The following is a 16,436-nucleotide window of genomic DNA, read 5'->3' as shown; positions in this document are numbered from 1 at the left end:
CCCCGCCCTCGGCCCCGGCCGTCTCCCGGCGTTCCTACGGCAGCGCCCCCGCCCTCCGTGCCGCCACCACCGCCTCCAGGCGGGTGTGCGCGCCCAGTTTGCGCATCGCGGAGCGCAGGTAGCCCTTGACCGTCTCAGGGCGCAGGCCGAGGCGGGTCGCCGCCGTCGCGTTCGTCGCGCCCGAGGCCACCGCCGCGAGGACGTCCGTCTCCCGGGGGGTCAGCGCCACACCCGGCAGGTCGCGGGGTGCCCCCGAGGCCGTCTCCAGGCGGCCGCAGACCGCGAGCAGGCGTTCCCGCAGCTCGGGGTCCAGGACCTGCGGGGCCAGTTCGCGCAGCTCCCCGTACGCCTGGCGGACCTCCTCCCAGGACGGCCCCGGGGCCGGCGGCGTGTCGAGGCGGCCGACCTCGTCCCGTACCGCCAGTGCCTGCTCCACGTCCCGGGCCGCCGCGACCGCCGCGTCGAAGACCCGCTCGCCGATCGGCAGGGCGTCGCGCAGTGCCCCGTACAGGACACCGCGCACCTTGCGGCGTACGACGACGGGCACCGCGATCACCGAGCGCAGCCCCTCCGCCGCGACCGGGCCGTCGTACTCGTGGGTGATGTGCCGGGCCGAGGGGTAGTCCGTGACCGCGCACGGCCGCGACAGGGCCAGGCACTTGCCGCCGAGTCCCGAACCGGTCGAGATCGTCAGGCCGTGCAGCGCGGGCGTCACCGCCCCGCAGGTCTCACCGATCCGCATCGCCCGCCCGTCCTGGAGCAGCCCGCCGAAGACCACGGGCAGCCCGCTGCCCCGGCGCAGCCGCAGCAGCGCCGCGCGCAGCTCGGTCGTCTCCCTCTGCTCGGGCACGGGACCACTCCTTCACCCCCGAACGGGGGTAGTGAGACCTGGGTCACTGATTACACGATGTCCGGGACGGGTCCCGCAACGAGGAGGACGTATGACGGCACAGGGCGCGACCGGTGCGACGGAGAGGTTCCGGGCCGCCCGGGACTTCCTGCTCCAGCACCGCGAGGACTACGAGACGGCCTACGAGGGTTTCGCCTGGCCCCGGCCCGACCGGTTCAACTGGGCGCTCGAATGGTTCGACGTCATCGCCGAGGGCAATGCCCGGACCGCGCTCCACCTCGTCGAGGAGGACGGCTCCGAGACCAAGGTGTCCTTCGCCGAGATGTCCGCGCGCTCCAACCGCGTCGCGAACTGGCTGCGGGCCCAGGGCGTCCGCGCCGGCGACCGGATCATCGTGATGCTGGGCAACCAGGTCGAGCTCTGGGAGACCGTGCTCGCCGCCATGAAGCTGCGCGCCGTCGTCATCCCCGCCACCCCGCTCCTCGGCCCCGCCGACCTCCGCGACCGCGTCGACCGGGGCCGCGCCCGGCACGTCGTCGTGCGCGCCGAGGACACCGCGAAGTTCGACGACGTACCGGGGGAGTACACGCGGATCGCGGTCGGCGGCGACGGGGTGAGCTGGCTGGGGTACGAGCACGCCGCCCACGAGTCCGCGGTGTTCGAGCCCGAGGGCGTCACCCTCGCCGACGACACCCTCATGCTGTACTTCACCTCCGGTACGACCGCCCGCCCCAAGCTGGTCGAGCACACCCACACCTCGTACCCGGTCGGGCACCTCTCGACGATGTACTGGATCGGGCTCGAGCCCGGCGACGTGCACCTCAACATCTCCTCGCCGGGCTGGGCCAAGCACGCCTGGTCCAACCTCTTCGCCCCGTGGAACGCCGAGGCGACCGTCTTCATCCACAACTACACGCGCTTCGACCCGGCCCGGCTGATGGGCGAGATGGAGCGCAACGGGGTCACCAGCTTCTGCGCCCCGCCGACCGTGTGGCGGATGCTGATCCAGTCCGACCTGAGCCTGCTGAAGACCCCGCCGCGCGAGGTCGTCGCCGCCGGCGAACCGCTGAACCCCGAGGTCATCGAGTCCGTGCGGCGCGCCTGGGGCGTCACCATCCGGGACGGCTTCGGCCAGACCGAGACCGCCGTCCAGGTCTCCAACAGCCCCGGCCAGCAGCTCAAGGAGGGCTCCATGGGGCGCCCGAGCCCCGGCTTCCGGGTCACCCTCGTCGACCCGGTGAGCGGGCAGGCGGACGTGGCGGAGGGCGAGATCTGCCTCGACCTGTCCGCCCACCCGGTGGGCCTGATGACCGGCTACCACGGCGACCCGGAGCGTACGGCGGAGGCGATGGCCGGCGGCTACTACCGCACCGGCGACATCGGCTCCAGGGACGCCGACGGGTACATCACCTACATCGGTCGTGCCGACGACGTCTTCAAGGCCTCCGACTACAAGATCAGCCCCTTCGAGCTGGAGAGCGCGCTGCTCGAGCACGAGGCCGTCGCCGAGGCCGCCGTCGTCCCCGCCCCGGATCCGCTGCGGCTGGCCGTCCCCAAGGCGTACGTCGTCCTCGCGGCCGGCTGGGAGCCCGACGCGGAGACCGCGAAGGTCCTCTTCGCCCACTCGCGCGAGGTCCTCGCCCCGTACAAGCGGGTCCGGCGCATCGAGTTCGCCGAGCTGCCCAAGACCGTCTCCGGAAAGATCCGGCGGGTGGAACTGCGCCGGCTGACCGCCGAGGGCGGCGGCAGGGAGTTCACGGAAGGGGACCTCGCATGACCACGTCCGGAACCGTCGCACCCACCGGGCTCTCCTACGCCCACGGGGTGTCGGAGACCCCGCTCCTCGGCGACACCATCGGCGCCAACCTGGACCGGGCCGTCGCCGCCTGGCCGGACCGGGAGGCGCTCGTCGACGTGCCCACCGGACGCCGCTGGACGTACGCGCGGTTCGGCGCAGACGTCGACCGGCTGGCCGGGTCCCTGCTCGGCAGCGGGGTGCGGAAGGGCGACCGGGTCGGCATCTGGGCGGTCAACTGCGCCGAGTGGGTCCTCGTGCAGTACGCCACCGCCCGGATCGGCGCGGTCATGGTCACCATCAACCCCGCCTACCGGCCCCATGAGTTGGCCTACGTCCTCAACCAGGCCGGGATCGCCCTGCTCTTCGCCTCGCTCGCGCACAAGACGAGCGACTACCGGGCGATGGTCGAGCAGGTGCGGTCCGAATGCCCGGAGTTGCGCGAGGCGGTCTACTTCGGCGACCCGGGCTGGGACGCGTTCCTCGCCCGTACGCCGGGAGAGCTGCGCCCCGAGCCGCTCTCCTGCGACGAGCCCGTCAACATCCAGTACACCTCGGGGACCACGGGCTTCCCCAAGGGGGCCACGCTGTCCCACCACAACATCCTCAACAACGGCTACTTCGTGGGCGAGATGATCGCCTACTCCGAGCAGGACCGCATCTGCCTCCCGGTGCCCTTCTACCACTGCTTCGGCATGGTCATGGGGAACCTGGCCGCCACCTCGCACGGCGCCTGCATGGTGATCCCCGCGCCCTCCTTCGACCCGGCCGCCACCCTCCGGGCCGTACAGGAGGAGCGCTGCACCTCGCTCTACGGGGTGCCCACGATGTTCATCGCCGAGCTGAACCTCCCCGACTTCGCCGGCTACGACCTGTCGAGCCTGCGCACCGGCATCATGGCCGGATCGCCGTGTCCGGTGGAGGTGATGAAGCGGGTCGTCGCCGAGATGAACATGGCGGAGGTGTCGATCTGCTACGGCATGACGGAGACCTCACCGGTCTCCACCCAGACCCGCCGCGACGACGACCTGGAGCGCCGCACGGGCACGGTCGGCCGGGTCATGCCGCACGTCGAGGTGAAGGTCGTCGACCCGTCGACGGGCACCACCGTCGAGCGCGGCACCGCGGGCGAGCTGTGCACCCGCGGCTACAGCGTCATGCTCGGGTACTGGGACGAGCCGGAGAAGACCGCCGAGGCGATCGACTCCGGCCGCTGGATGCACACCGGCGACCTGGCGGTGATCCGCGACGACGGCTACGTCCAGATCGTCGGCCGCATCAAGGACATGATCATCCGGGGCGGCGAGAACGTGTACCCGCGCGAGATCGAGGAGTTCCTCTACGGGTACGCGAAGATCGCCGACGTCCAGGTCGTGGGCGTGCCCGACGAGCGCTACGGCGAGGAGATCCTCGCCTGCGTCATCCCCCGCGACCCGGCCGACCCGCCCACCCTTGAGGACGTCACCGCCTTCTGCCGCGACCGGCTCGCCCACTACAAGATCCCGCGCCGGGTGGAGATCCTCACCGAGTTCCCGATGACGGTGAGCGGCAAGGTGCGGAAGGTGGAACTGCGCCGGCTGTACGGGGAGGCCTCCGCCGCGGAGTAGGAGCCGGGGGCCGTACGGCCGGACGGGTCCGCCGGTTCCGCCGCGGCCCGTCTTCGGCTGCGGGAACACGGCAGTTGGGGCGCAGGTCAACCTGCGTTCCTGTTGCCCACCCGGTGGCGGGGGAGCCGCTGAAGCGGTCATTCCCCATGCCTTGGAGCGCAGTACGACGTTCATGGCCATGACACCGACGGGGAGTGGGATGAGTTCGCTCGTCCCACTCCGAAGGAGTCATCGCCTTGAGACACTTCCTTCGCCGGATCGGCGTCATCGCCGCGGGCACCGCCCTCCTCGGCGGCGTACTGTCCGTCTCGCCGGCAGCCGCAGACGACACCCTCGACATCCAACTCCTCAGCATCACCGACTTCCACGGCCATCTGCAGCCGCCCACCGCCGGGCAGGGGGGCTCCATCCCCACCGGGCGCGGCACCTCGGTCGCCGTCGGCGGCGCCGCCTATCTCGCCACCCACCTCAAGCGGTTACGGAGCGACCATCCCCGCTCGGTCACCTTCGCCACGGGCGACAGCTTCGCCGGCTGGCCCTTCGAGGTGGACGCCTTCCAGGACGAGCCGACGATCGAGGTGCTCAACAAGCTCGGCGTGCGCTTCTCGGCCCTGGGCAACCACGAGCTCGACGTCTCACCCGAGTTCCTCGTCCAGCACATGGAGGAGGGGCGGTGCTTCGGCACCGTGGACGTGGACAGCTGCTTCACGGACTCCACCGGACGGCGCTTCCACGGCGCCGACTTCACCTTCCAGTCGGGCAACATCGTCGACGCGGGGACCGGTCGCCCGGTGGTGGACCCGTACCGCGTCGAGTGGTTCCGCACCGCCGGCGGGAAGCGCGTACCCGTCGGCTTCATCAGCACCACGGTGGAGGGTTCCGTCACCAACTCGACGTCCTTCCAGCCGGGGCTGCGCGCCCTCGACCAGACACGGGTCATCGAGCTCTACACCAAGGAGCTCAAGCGGCGCGGCGTCGAGGCCATCGTCCTCAACGTGCACGAGGGCGGGTCGCCGACCGACATCGACGCGGGCTACGACGCGTGCGACTCCGTCTTCGGCCCGGTCTTCGAACTGGCGAAGAAGGTGCCCGCCGAGATCGACGCGATCGTCACGGGAGACTGGCACTGGCGCTTCAACTGCATGGTGCCCGACCCGGCCGGCGTACCGCGCCCGATCGTGGAGGCGGGCCACCACGGCGGTGTGATCAACGAGATCAACCTGTCCCTCGATCCGGCGACCGGTGAGGTCCTCAGGGACCGCACCCGGTCCGTCAACCACGCCGTGACGCGCGACGTGGCACCGGACCGCGACGTCCAGAAGATCGTCGACTACTGGGTCGCGCGCGGAGCCCGGCGGTTCGCCGAACCGCTCGCCCGGCAGACCGCCTCCTTCACCCGTGCGCCGAACGCGGCGGGCGAGAGCACGGCGGCCGACCTGTACGCCGACGCACAGTTCTGGAACGCCAACCGCACCAGCCGGGGGCGGGCCGATCTGGCGCTGATCTCCGCCCGGCCCGCCAAGGGCAGCAACGCCGTCCGGGGCGACCTGCCGTTCGCGAAGGGGAGCAATCCCGCCGACGCGGACGGGCGCATCCTGTTCGGCGAGTCCTGGAACGCCTACGGCTACGGGAATCCGGTCCTCACCGTCGGGGTGAAGGGCCGTCAGCTCGACGCGATCATCGAACAGCAGTGGCAGAAGCAGCCCGACGGGTCGGTGAAGTTCGCGCCGCTCGCCGTGTCCCGCAACGTCAGGTACAGCTACGACCCGTCCCGGCCCGTCGGTGACCGCGTCTCCCCCCGGGACGTGAGGATCGACGGCCGGCCGCTCGACCCCTCCCGTACCTACCGGGTCGCCGCGCTCGCCTACACGGTCATCGGAGCCGACGGGTACGGCGCCTTCGCCGGCTACACCGCGCCCGTCCGCAACAGCCCCGACCACGAGAGCTTCGTGGCCTACCTGAAGACCCGCAAGACGATCTCCCCGACACCCCTCGACCGCGTCCGCGTCAAGGGCTGACGCGAGCGGGTCCGCACGCCGCATGCCGCATGCCGCACCGCACGTCGGCCGCCGCACGCAGCACCGCACGTCGGCCGCCGCACGCCCCGCGCACCCGCTCCCGCGCGGGGCGTGCGGGGCGTGCGGGACGTGCAGGGCCTCCGGGGCGTGTGGCGGCCGGCGGCCGGCGGTGCGAGAGGTTCCTGAAGTCCGGGCCGGGAGCCCCGGCGGAACGCGGGGAGCCACCGGTCAGGGCTCGACGCCGGCGTTCGACACCGGAGGGAAGGCCGACTCTGCGGGCGGGGCGGCGTCCTCCAGCTCCCGGCGCATGCACACCCGGGGCCAGACCGACAGACCGTGGTCGGCCTCCGCACGGCTGATCGCCCGCAGACCCTCCGTGAGCGCGGGATCGGATTCGGTGAGCGGGCGGAAGCCGAGCCGCGCGTAGTACGGCGCGTTCCACGGCACCTCGGTGAACGTCGTCAGGGTCAGCGCCGCCATGCCCTGCTTCCCGGCGGCCGCCGCGAGATGCTCGATCAGGGCCCGGCCGACACCCCGGCGGGCGGCGTCCGGGTGCACCGACACCTGCTCGATGTGGGCGGAGCCGTCGACCGTGTCGGTCAGCAGATACGCGACCGGGCGGTCGGCGGCGTCCACCGCCACCCACGCCCGGCCCGCACGGCGATAGGACTCCAGAACGTCAAGGGGCAGCGGGTCGTCGTCGGCGATCGCCGCCATGCCGAGAGTACGGAACGGCTCGCCCGCCGCCCGTTCGATGTCCTGGAGCAGCGGGAGTTCGGCCGGAGCGGCCGCTCTGATGCGCATACGACAGTATGGCGCGGCCTCACCCCGCGCCGTCGCCCGGAATCGGACCACGATCCTGCGGCGGCCGGTTCCGGTCCACCTCGCCGGGCCGGTCGAGCAGCCCGCCGTCCCGCGAGAAGTGGGGCAGGAACAGCGCGAGCGCCGGATCGCCGTACAGCGCCACGTACAGCTGGACCAGCCACCCGTCCGTCACCTCACGCCGATGAGCCGGCAGCGGGTACCGCTCCCGCAGCCCGGCGAGGAGCCGCCGCGCCGCCCGGGTCGCCGGCGGCAGCCGCAGCAGCACCACCGCCGCGAGCAGGACGGGCAGGGCCCCGGCCGCGAGCGCCCCGGCCAGACCCGTACCGGCCGCCCCCGTCGCGAACGCCCCCGCCGCCACCGTCAGCGGTACGCAGCCGAGCAGCGTCCTGGCCGCCCACAACCGGGCCGGCGGCCGCAGCAGCCCCGCCCCGCGCAGCTCGCGGCGCAGCGCGTCCACCGCCCGCCGTGCCTCGGGGCGCAGCGCGAGATCACGCAACGCGAACGCCCGGTGGAGCGCCCCGTGCACCCCCAGCTGGACGGGGTCCCGGGTGCGGCCGGGGCCGCCGTTGGCCCGAATCGTATGTTTGCGGCCCGCCGCGACCGCCCCGCGCTGGTGCAGCGCCACCAGCGCCACGGTGACGGCCGCCCGCCGCCCGCCCCGCAGCAGCGCCAGGGCCTGCGGCGGTGGCACGTCGTCCGGACGCGGCCCTTCGCTTTCCTTGCTGCGGGTTCGCAACAACGTGACGGCGAGCAGCAGTTGACCGCAGGCCGCTCCTATGAACCACCACATCCCCGTCGGCATGACGCCCACCCCCCGAGGGTGTTGTGCCCGGGGGAGCGTGATCGTCACGCGTGAATGGCCGGTTTCGGATGCCGAGGTGTTGTGGGGGCCGCGCTTCCGGGACCGGTGCCTCAGACGGCTCCCGAGGCCAGGTCGTCGGCGGCGCCGTTCACCGGCTGCGGGGTGCCGGTCAGGTCGAGCACGAAGAGCGGAAGGCCGATCTCGGCGGCCCGCGAACGGGCCTCCGGTGTGTAGCCGGCGAGCGAGAAGAACACGCTCACGGCGGAGGCGGTCAGTCCGTTCAGCCAGAGGCACTCGACGGCCCGGAGCCCGGTGGACCGCGTGCTCGGGTCGACCTGTGCGACGAGCCCCGGCGCCCGCAGGTCCACCCCGGACGCGGGACGCTCCTCGGGCTGGACCACGTCCCGGAACCCCAGCCAGCGCAGATACCCGGCGGCCGCGGCGACCGCGTCCCGAGCGGTCCTGATCGTCAGCGGCCTGAAGTCCCCGCGCACCGGGGCCGGACGCGGGGCGGTGGGCGGCAGGGGTATGTGGGCGGGGTAGCGCTCGGCGAAGGCGCGGGGCCCGCCCGGACGCGGCGGGTTCGCGGGATGACGGTGGGCGGCGGGACCGGGTACGGCCCCGGGAGCGTCGGAGGCCGGTCCGGGCCCGGGTGCGGCTCCGGGGGCGCCGGGACCCGTGCCCGTGGGGCCGGGACCCGTGCCGAACCACGCCGAGCCGCTCTCGCCCGGCTGCGGGCGCTCCGTACCGGGAGGGGCGTCCGCCCGGGGAGGCCGGGGCCCGTCCGCGGCGAACGGACCGGACGGGCCGATCGGACCGGACGTCTCAGACGTGCCGGACGGGCCGGAGGTGCTGGACATGCCGGGCGTGCCGGACGTGCCGGACGTGGTGAACGGATCGGACAGGCCGGACCCGGGCCAGGGCGGCGAGAACGACGGCCGGTCGCCGCCGATCGCTCCCGGCCCGGCAGCGCCCGAAACCGTACTCGTCCCCGCGCCCATGTCCTCGCCCGGACCCGTGCCCGCGCCCATGTCCCCGCCCCCGCACGTGCCCGCGCCCTCGTCCGGATGCGTACCCGTGCCCGTGCCCGCACCCGGACGCGTACCCGCACCCGGACGCGTACCCGCACCCGGACGCGTACCCGGGCCCCCGCCCGATCGGTCGTGACCCGCTTCCGGCCAGGGGCCGACGGCCCCGTCGGAGCCCTCCGCGGGCCCGCCGGCCGTCGGGGTCCCCGACTCCACCGCCCGCACCGGTACCCGCAGGACCGTCCCGCACGCGCAGCCCGTCTCCGGGTGCGGCCAGTCGTCCTCGCGGCCGCAGGCTCCGCAGCGGACGGTGACCCACTCGTCCGTCCAGTTCCGGCGCGTGATGGGTTCCGCCGTCGCGCCCGCCGCCAGGGGCGGCGCCACCGGGCTTCCGCACGCGCAGGGGAAGACAGGCGCCGCGTACGCCTGCGTACGCAGGCATTCCGGGCAGCGCACCGGTACCGACTCGCCCACAGCCAACCCCCTGTCGTTCCGTCCCATCGTCCACCCATCGGACGCCTCGGGGGGAGCTGTTCGGCCACTTCCGTGATCCCGCCGGTCGGACTTCTCTTGACGGCCCTCCGGACCCCGACCTACATTGCTTCCGTATAGCAGAACAGTATTTCCGCATTACGGAAACAAGCCGCTCCGGGCTCCCGAGCCGACCGGTGGGCTTGGATCCGCCCGGCCGAAGCAGGAGCACTCCCATGCCTCGTATGACCGCCGCCGCAGCGGCCGTTGAGATCCTCAAGCGCGAAGGCGTCACCACCGCGTTCGGCGTGCCCGGCGCGGCGATCAACCCCTTCTACCGCGAGCTCAAGAACGTCGGCGGCATCGGCCACACGCTGGCCCGCCACGTCGAGGGCGCGTCCCACATGGCCGAGGGCTACACCCGTGCCAAGGCCGGCAACATCGGTGTCTGCATCGGCACCTCCGGCCCCGCCGGCACCGACATGATCACCGGCCTGTACTCGGCGATCGCCGACTCGATCCCGATCCTGTGCATCACCGGCCAGGCTCCGGTCTCGAAGCTCCACAAGGAGGACTTCCAGGCCGTCGACATCGCCTCCATCGCCAAGCCGGTGACCAAGGCCGCGACGACCGTCCTGGAGGCCGCGCAGGTCCCCGGCGTCTTCCAGCAGGCCTTCCACCTGATGCGCTCCGGCCGTCCGGGCCCGGTCCTCATCGACCTGCCGATCGACGTCCAGCTGACCGAGATCGAGTTCGACCCGGAGACGTACGAGCCGCTGCCCGTCTACAAGCCGGCCGCGACCCGCGCCCAGGCCGAGAAGGCGCTGAACTTCCTCCTGGAGTCCGAGCGCCCGCTGATCGTCGCCGGTGGCGGCATCATCAACGCCGACGCCTCCGACCTGCTCGTCGAGTTCGCCGAGCTGACCAACATCCCGGTCATCTCCACCCTGATGGGCTGGGGCACCATCCCGGACGACCACGAGCTGGCCGCCGGCATGGTCGGTGTCCAGACCGCGCACCGCTACGGCAACGCGACCTTCCTGGAGTCGGACTTCGTCCTCGGCATCGGCAACCGCTGGGCCAACCGCCACACCGGCTACAACATGGACGCGTACACCAAGGGCCGGAAGTTCGTCCACGTCGACATCGAGCCCACCCAGATCGGCAAGATCTTCGCCCCGGACTTCGGCATCGCCTCCGACGCCAAGGCCGCGCTGGAGCTCTTCGTCGAGATCGCCAAGGAGCTCAAGGCCGCGGGCAGGCTCCCGGACTTCTCCGCCTGGGCCGCCTCCGCGCAGGAGCGCAAGGCGACCCTCCAGCGCCGTACGCACTTCGACAACATCCCCCTGAAGCCGCAGCGCGTCTACGAGGAGATGAACAAGGCCTTCGGTCCTGAGACCCGCTACGTCACCACCATCGGTCTCTCCCAGATCGCCGCGGCCCAGTTCCTGCACGTCTACAAGCCGCGCAACTGGATCAACTGCGGCCAGGCCGGCCCGCTCGGCTGGACCATCCCGGCCGCCATCGGTGCCGCCACCGCGGACCCGGAGACCCCGATCGTCGCCCTCTCCGGCGACTACGACTTCCAGTTCATGATCGAGGAGCTGGCGGTCGCCGCCCAGCACAAGGTCCCCTACGTCCACGTCCTGGTGAACAACGCCTACCTGGGCCTGATCCGCCAGGCGCAGGGCAACCTGGGCATCAACTTCGAGGTCAACCTCGAGTTCGAGAACATCAACACCCCGGAGATCGGCGTCTACGGCGTCGACCACGTCAAGGTCGCCGAGGGCCTGGGCGTCAAGGCGATCCGCGTCACCGACCCCGACAAGCTGGGCGAGGCGTTCGAGGAGGCCAAGAAGCTGGCCGTCGAGCACCAGGTCCCGGTCGTCGTCGAGGCCATCCTGGAGCGCATCACCAACATCGCGATGAGCAAGACGGTCGACATGAGCGATGTCACCGAGTTCGAGGAGCTGGCCACCGAGCCCGGCCACGCGCCGACCGCGATCAAGGCCCTCAAGGTCTGATCGTCCCCCTCGTCAGAGGGACCGACCCCCGCCCCGAGGAGCACCGGGACGGGGGTCTCCCTGTGCCGCCACCAGCACCGCGCCCGCCTCCGTCCACTCGTACAGCACCGACCGGCCCGCACGTCCCCGCCGGACGAGCCCGGCGTCGAGCAGCACCTTCAGATGCCGCCCCACCGAGCCGAGTCCCTGCCCGGTGAGCGCCACCAACTGGCTGGTGGACGCGGGGGATTCGAGCCGTACGAGGACGCCGGCGCGCGCCGGGCCGAGCAACGCCCCGAGGGCCCGGGGCGCGACGGGGCCCGACCGGTCCGCCAGGGCGCCCGCGCACGGATAGACCACCGCGAACCGCTCCGTGCCCTCCCAGGAGACCCAGCCCGTGCCGGGGGTCACCGGGACGAACAGCAGCCGGCCGCCGTCGACCGAACGCGGGGGATACGCGCGGGGGTTGACCTGGAGCCTTCCGTCGCCCAGCCAGCGCATCCTTCCCGGGGACAGCTCGTCGAGCGCCGCCGCCCAGCCGTCACGGGCCAACCGGGCCGTCCGCGCGACCACATCGGCCTCCAGGATCCGGCGGCGGCGCGGCCAGTCGGGCCGTACCGTCTCCCGCCACACCCACTCCAGGACCTCCGCCATGCGCCCCGGCAGGTCCGCCGCGGACCGCAGCGGCTCCGGTACGGGTCCGCCGACCGCGACCTCCAACTGGGGCACCGCATCGCCGGGTTCGGCCTCGCGGACCGCCGCCACCTCCTCGTCGAAGGACCGCTCGCGGTCGCCCGTCGGCGTCGGCGTCAGGAAGTCGGCGTTCCAGGTGGGGCCGATGGCCGCCCGTACGAGCAGCGCGTCGAGCGGCTCGGCGGCGAGGCGCGCCCGGTACGCGGGCAGATGGGCGGCCAGCCAGGCGCGCTCGCCCGGATGGGCGCCGGACCCGTGGCCGCCGGCCGCAGCGTGCAGGGTTTTGAGGGCGGCGATCGTCTCGGCGAGCGGGGAGACGACGAATCTGCTCCCGGCGAGGGAGTCCGTACCGATCTGCCACCAGCCCATGCCGTACGCCCCCGTCGTTTCGCCCGTGCGCGAAACAGTATCGAGGCCGTCGCCCGCGCCCGAGACTCCCCGCATGCCCCGCTACCGCGACCTCTTCCGCACCTCCGAGTTCACCCCGCTCTTCCTCACCGGCGCCGTCCACACCGCCGCGCAGACGGTCGCCGGGCTCGGGCTCGCCACCCTCGTGTTCCGTGCGACCGGCTCCCCGCTCCTCTCCGCGCTCGCCCTCTTCGGGCCCTCGCTCGCCCAGCTGATCGGCGCGACCACCCTGCTCTCGGCCGCCGACCGGCTGCCGCCCCGGGCGGCGATCTCCGGGATCGCGCTCTTCTTCGCCCTGGGCACCGCCGTCCTCGCGGTGCCCGGGCTGCCGACCTGGGCCGTCTTCGCCGTCCTGCTCGCCGAGGGGCTCGCCGCCTCGCTCGGCGGCGGCGTGCGCCACGGCCTCCTGAACGAGATCCTCGCCCGCGAGGACTTCCTCCTCGGCCGCTCGGTGACGAACATGGCCGCCGGCGTCTGCCAGGTCGGCGGCTTCGCGACCGGCGGCCTCCTGATCGCCCTGTTCTCGCCGCGGGGCACGGTCCTCGTGGGCGCCGGTCTCTACCTCGCCGCCGCGCTCCTTGCCCGCCTCGGCCTCGGGGCGCGCCCGCCCCGCGCCGCCGGCCGGGCCTCGGTCGGCGAGACCTGGCGCACCAACCGGAAGCTGCTGTCCTCGCCCGCGCGCCGCCGCGCCTATCTGGCCCTCTGGATCCCCAACGGGCTGATCGTGGGCTGCGAGTCGCTCTTCGTGCCGTACGACCCCGAGCGCGCCGGGCTGCTCTTCGCCTGCGCCGCGCTCGGGATGCTGGCCGGGGACACCGCCGTCGGCCGCTTCCTGCCGGCCCGGCTGCGCGGGCGGACCCGGTTCCCCCTCCAGGCGCTGCTCGCGGCCCCGTTCCTGGTGTTCGCCCTGGATCCGGCCCTGCCGCTCGCGCTCCTCGCGGTGACGGTCTCGGCGAGCGGGTACGCGGCGAGCCTCCTGCACCAGGAGCGGCTGATGGCCCTGGTGCAGGAGGACCTGAGCGGTCACGCGCTCGGCCTGCACAGCGCGGGGATGCTCGCGCTCCAGGGGGTGAGCGCGGCGCTCGCCGGCACCCTCGCCCAGTACACGTCACCGCGCACGGGGATGGTGCTCCTCGCCCTCGCCTCGCTCGGCGCGACGTACGCGCTGGCACGGGCCGAGCGGAGGACGCAGGGACCTACTTCGGTGGCGCCGAGCGGATCACGACCGTCTCCTCGCAGGGACCGTCGGCGAACAGCTTGAGCGCCTCCACCTCGTCCTTGTCGGCCGACAGGCCCCAGCGCAGCTTGGTGGAGACCCACTCGCCGACGTAGCGGCAGTACTGGGCGGCGTCCGCGGGCACCCAACCGGCCGGATCCCGTCCCGCCTTGTCCTGCCGGCTGCGGGCGGTGACGGCGACGAGCGTCGCGGTGGCGCCCTGGTCGTTCGCGAACCGCTCGCGCCGGGACGCGGTCCAGCCGGAGGCCCCGGACTCCCAGGCCTCGCCGAGCGGGACGAGGTGGTCGACCTGGAGGGCGGCCGGGTCGGAGACGCTCTGGCCGTCGTAGTACGAGGTCCAGCGGCCCCCGGTCAGCGTGCAGCCGGCCCCGGTGGCGGGTGCGTCGACGGCCTCGGCGAGCAGGACCTCGGAGCGGGTGTCGCAGCCGTCCGTCGCGTCGAGGCCGGCGTTCCAGTGGGGGAACGCGCCCGCGGTGAAGCCGTCCGGGTCCTCGGCCGCCTCGGTGAGCTCGGCGAGCGCGTCGGGCAGCATCACGACGTTCGCGGAGAGGGCGGGGGAGGTGACGGCGAGCGGGGACAGGATGAGGGCGAGCGGGGTGAGCCCGCGCAACAGGTTCTTGATCATGTACGAGTGGATAGCGCCGACGGCCGGGTGCGGGAGAACCGAATCGCGGTGCGCTCCTCCGAGCGGGTGCGGATCTTCACCGCAGAAACGATGCGCTGGCGGGCCCGCGCACACAAGAAGAGCGCGGAACCAGGGTCCCGAAACCAGGTTCCGCGCTCTCCGGCTTGTACCCGCCCGACGGCACGAGGCTGGCGCGACAGGACGTTCGCGCCGCCGGGCGGAGTCTCGGGTTGTGCTGTGCCTCCCCGGGGGGAGGGCGTTGGGACCGCGGCGGCGCCGACGGGCGGCCGGTGCTCCTCTTCTTTCAGGTCAAGAAGGGGGAACGGCGCCCTTACCACCGCACTGGCTCGACGCCGCCGCGGTCCTCACGCTTGTCCGGATCACCGGCCACCCCTCATCCGGGTCGGCGATCCGGACCACGTACGGCACTGACCTCCCGTCAGGTGCCGTACGCAGTCTGGGTGGTGCTGGTTCGGTCAGTCCTCGCGCAGGGCGTCGACGGCCTCGGCCACGCGCTTGCCGTAGTCCGCGTCGGCGGCGGCGAAGTGCGCGAGGTTCTTCTCGATGACGTCCTCGCGGGACACCTGGGACAGGCCGCCGGCGATGTTGGCGACCAGGCGCTTCTTCTCGTCCTCGGACATCAGGCGGAAGAGCTCACCGGCCTGGAAGAAGTCGTCGTCCTTGGTGTGCTGCGGCGCCTCGTGGGTGCCGGTCCAGCCGTGGATCGCGAGCGGCGCGGAGAGCGCGGCGTCGGTCTGGGCCGGGCCCTGGTACGAGTTGGGCTCGTAGTTCTTGTCGTGGCGCGAGCCCTGGCGGGTGGCCATGGCGCCGTCCCGGCCGTAGTTCTCCGCGACGGTCGCCTTGGGGGCGTTCACCGCGAGCTGGGTGTGGTTGACGCCGAGGCGGTAGCGGTGGGCGTCCGCGTAGGCGAAGAGGCGGCCCTGGAGCATCTTGTCCGGCGAGGGACCGATGCCCGGGACGAAGTTGTTCGGGGAGAACGCGGCCTGCTCGACCTCGGCGAAGACGTTGTCCGGGTTGCGGTCGAGGACCAGACGGCCCACGCGCTGCAGCGGGTAGTCGCTGTGCGGCCACACCTTGGTGAGGTCGAAGGGGTTGAAGCGGTAGTCCGCGGCCTCGGCGGCCGGCATCACCTGGACGTACAGGGTCCAGGACGGGTTCACACCGCGCTCGATCGCCTGCAGCAGGTCGGTCTGGTGCGAGTTCGCGTCCTTGCCGACGAGCTCGGCGGCCTGGTCGGCCGAGAGGGAGCGGATGCCCTGGTTCGTCTTGAAGTGGTACTTGACGAAGAAGGCCTCGCCCGCCTCGTTGGTCCACTGGTAGGTGTGCGAGCCGTAGCCGTTCATGTGACGGTACGAGGCCGGGATGCCGCGGTCGCCCATGAGCCAGGTGATCTGGTGGGTGGCCTCGGGGGCGTGGGCCCAGAAGTCCCAGACGTTGTCCGCCTCCTGCTTGCCCGTGAAGGGGTCGCGCTTCTGGGAGTGGATGAAGTCGGGGAACTTGATCGGGTCCTTGATGAAGAACACCGGGGTGTTGTTGCCGACGAGGTCGTAGTTGCCCTCTTCGGTGTAGAACTTCAGCGCGAAGCCGCGCGGGTCGCGGACGGCGTCCGCGCCACCGAGCGAGTCGGCCACGGTGGAGAAGCGGATGAAGGTCTCGGTCTTCTTGCCGACCTCACCGAGGAAGTTCGCCTTGGTGTACGCGGTGACGTCGTCGGTCACCTCGAAGTAGCCGTACGCGCCGGAGCCGCGGGCGTGCACCACGCGCTCCGGGATCCGCTCACGGTTGAAGCGCGCGAGCTTCTCCAGCAGGTGCTGGTCCTGGAGGAGGAGAGGGCCACCGACGCCGGCGGTGGCGGAGTTCTGGTTGTCGGCGACGGGGGCGCCGGACTCGGTCGTAAGCACGCGCTTCGACATCGTGACCTTCCGTACGGGAGCTCTGCTGACGGTGCGAGGAGCGTAAATTCGGCTCGAACGTGACGTCAACAGTTTGTTGAAAAGGAAGTGTGGTGTTCCGGTCGGCGGCGGCGCCTGGGCGCGACAGGACAGTTGTCAGC

At 72.5% G+C, this 16,436-nt stretch carries 12 protein-coding genes; 5 read left to right on the top strand and 7 right to left on the bottom strand.

Annotation, left to right across the window (positions count from 1 at the left end):
- Positions 1-34: 34 nt before the first annotated feature.
- The gene (locus tag ACFQ79_RS32145) at positions 35-850 is read right to left on the bottom strand and encodes a LuxR C-terminal-related transcriptional regulator (protein ID WP_383590003.1); all 816 of its coding nucleotides are present in this window, start codon (positions 848-850) and stop codon (positions 35-37) included.
- 91 nt (positions 851-941) lie between these two features.
- Here ACFQ79_RS32145 and ACFQ79_RS32140 point away from each other — a divergent pair, with 91 nt between their 5' ends.
- The 3 genes from ACFQ79_RS32140 to ACFQ79_RS32130 all read left to right on the top strand — a co-directional run bounded on the left by ACFQ79_RS32140 (position 942) and on the right by ACFQ79_RS32130 (position 6,270).
- Positions 942-2,627 (top strand): AMP-binding protein, encoded by a 1,686-nt coding sequence (locus ACFQ79_RS32140; protein WP_383590001.1) that lies wholly within the window; start codon positions 942-944, stop codon positions 2,625-2,627.
- Complete coding sequence (locus ACFQ79_RS32135; protein ID WP_383589998.1) at positions 2,624-4,252, top strand: AMP-binding protein; 1,629 nt, start codon at positions 2,624-2,626, stop codon at positions 4,250-4,252. Before ACFQ79_RS32140 ends, ACFQ79_RS32135 begins: the two co-directional genes overlap by 4 nt.
- A 236-nt stretch (positions 4,253-4,488) precedes the next feature.
- Positions 4,489-6,270 carry a bifunctional metallophosphatase/5'-nucleotidase gene (locus ACFQ79_RS32130; protein ID WP_383589996.1) on the top strand — a complete coding sequence of 594 codons (1,782 nt, stop codon included), beginning with the start codon at positions 4,489-4,491 and terminating at the stop codon, positions 6,268-6,270.
- Positions 6,271-6,498: 228 nt separating this feature from the next.
- Here the strand turns inward: ACFQ79_RS32130 and ACFQ79_RS32125 are convergent, their stop codons facing one another.
- The 3 genes from ACFQ79_RS32125 to ACFQ79_RS32115 all read right to left on the bottom strand — a co-directional run bounded on the left by ACFQ79_RS32125 (position 6,499) and on the right by ACFQ79_RS32115 (position 9,309).
- Positions 6,499-7,074, bottom strand: a complete 576-nt coding sequence (locus ACFQ79_RS32125; RefSeq protein WP_383589994.1) for a GNAT family N-acetyltransferase — start codon at positions 7,072-7,074, stop codon at positions 6,499-6,501.
- Positions 7,075-7,093: 19 nt separating this feature from the next.
- Positions 7,094-7,897, bottom strand: coding sequence for a TIGR04222 domain-containing membrane protein (locus ACFQ79_RS32120; RefSeq protein WP_383589992.1), 804 nt, complete (start codon positions 7,895-7,897; stop codon positions 7,094-7,096).
- A 110-nt stretch (positions 7,898-8,007) separates the two neighbouring features.
- Positions 8,008-9,309, bottom strand: a complete 1,302-nt coding sequence (locus ACFQ79_RS32115; protein ID WP_383589990.1) for a hypothetical protein — start codon at positions 9,307-9,309, stop codon at positions 8,008-8,010.
- Positions 9,310-9,641: 332 nt separating this feature from the next.
- Here ACFQ79_RS32115 and gcl point away from each other — a divergent pair, with 332 nt between their 5' ends.
- Positions 9,642-11,420: a glyoxylate carboligase gene (gcl, locus tag ACFQ79_RS32110; protein WP_383590017.1), complete on the top strand. Its 1,779-nt coding sequence runs from the start codon at positions 9,642-9,644 to the stop codon at positions 11,418-11,420.
- Positions 11,421-11,432: 12 nt separating this feature from the next.
- Here gcl and ACFQ79_RS32105 read toward each other — a convergent pair whose 3' ends face one another.
- A complete protein-coding gene (locus tag ACFQ79_RS32105) occupies positions 11,433-12,461 on the bottom strand; it encodes an ArsR/SmtB family transcription factor (RefSeq protein WP_383590015.1) in 1,029 nt (342 codons plus the stop codon).
- Positions 12,462-12,534: 73 nt separating this feature from the next.
- On the opposite strand from ACFQ79_RS32105, the gene ACFQ79_RS32100 reads away from it, so the two are divergent.
- Positions 12,535-13,761: an MFS transporter gene (locus ACFQ79_RS32100; protein ID WP_383589988.1), complete on the top strand. Its 1,227-nt coding sequence runs from the start codon at positions 12,535-12,537 to the stop codon at positions 13,759-13,761.
- Here the strand turns inward: ACFQ79_RS32100 and ACFQ79_RS32095 are convergent.
- Together ACFQ79_RS32095 and ACFQ79_RS32090 are read right to left on the bottom strand one after the other, a co-directional pair.
- Positions 13,697-14,362, bottom strand: a complete 666-nt coding sequence (locus ACFQ79_RS32095; RefSeq protein WP_383589986.1) for an HNH endonuclease — start codon at positions 14,360-14,362, stop codon at positions 13,697-13,699. The genes ACFQ79_RS32100 and ACFQ79_RS32095 overlap by 65 nt on opposite strands.
- 476 nt (positions 14,363-14,838) lie before the next feature.
- Positions 14,839-16,296 (bottom strand): catalase, encoded by a 1,458-nt coding sequence (locus tag ACFQ79_RS32090; RefSeq protein ID WP_383589984.1) that lies wholly within the window; start codon positions 16,294-16,296, stop codon positions 14,839-14,841.
- Positions 16,297-16,436 lie beyond the last annotated feature (140 nt).

The organism is Streptomyces sp. NPDC056480 (genome assembly GCF_042795405.1).
Taxonomy (GTDB): domain Bacteria; phylum Actinomycetota; class Actinomycetes; order Streptomycetales; family Streptomycetaceae; genus Streptomyces.
This window is presented reverse-complemented; position numbering and strand designations above follow the sequence as displayed.

Coding starts and splice junctions, on each gene's coding strand:
- ACFQ79_RS32105 (WP_383590015.1), bottom strand. CDS start 12,461: ATGGGCTGGTGGCAGATCGGTACGGACTCCCTCGCCGGGAGCAGATTC.
- ACFQ79_RS32095 (WP_383589986.1), bottom strand. CDS start 14,362: ATGATCAAGAACCTGTTGCGCGGGCTCACCCCGCTCGCCCTCATCCTG.
- ACFQ79_RS32125 (WP_383589994.1), bottom strand. CDS start 7,074: ATGCGCATCAGAGCGGCCGCTCCGGCCGAACTCCCGCTGCTCCAGGAC.
- ACFQ79_RS32120 (WP_383589992.1), bottom strand. CDS start 7,897: ATGCCGACGGGGATGTGGTGGTTCATAGGAGCGGCCTGCGGTCAACTG.
- ACFQ79_RS32135 (WP_383589998.1), top strand. CDS start 2,624: ATGACCACGTCCGGAACCGTCGCACCCACCGGGCTCTCCTACGCCCAC.
- ACFQ79_RS32100 (WP_383589988.1), top strand. CDS start 12,535: ATGCCCCGCTACCGCGACCTCTTCCGCACCTCCGAGTTCACCCCGCTC.
- gcl (WP_383590017.1), top strand. CDS start 9,642: ATGACCGCCGCCGCAGCGGCCGTTGAGATCCTCAAGCGCGAAGGCGTC.
- ACFQ79_RS32090 (WP_383589984.1), bottom strand. CDS start 16,296: ATGTCGAAGCGCGTGCTTACGACCGAGTCCGGCGCCCCCGTCGCCGAC.
- ACFQ79_RS32140 (WP_383590001.1), top strand. CDS start 942: ATGACGGCACAGGGCGCGACCGGTGCGACGGAGAGGTTCCGGGCCGCC.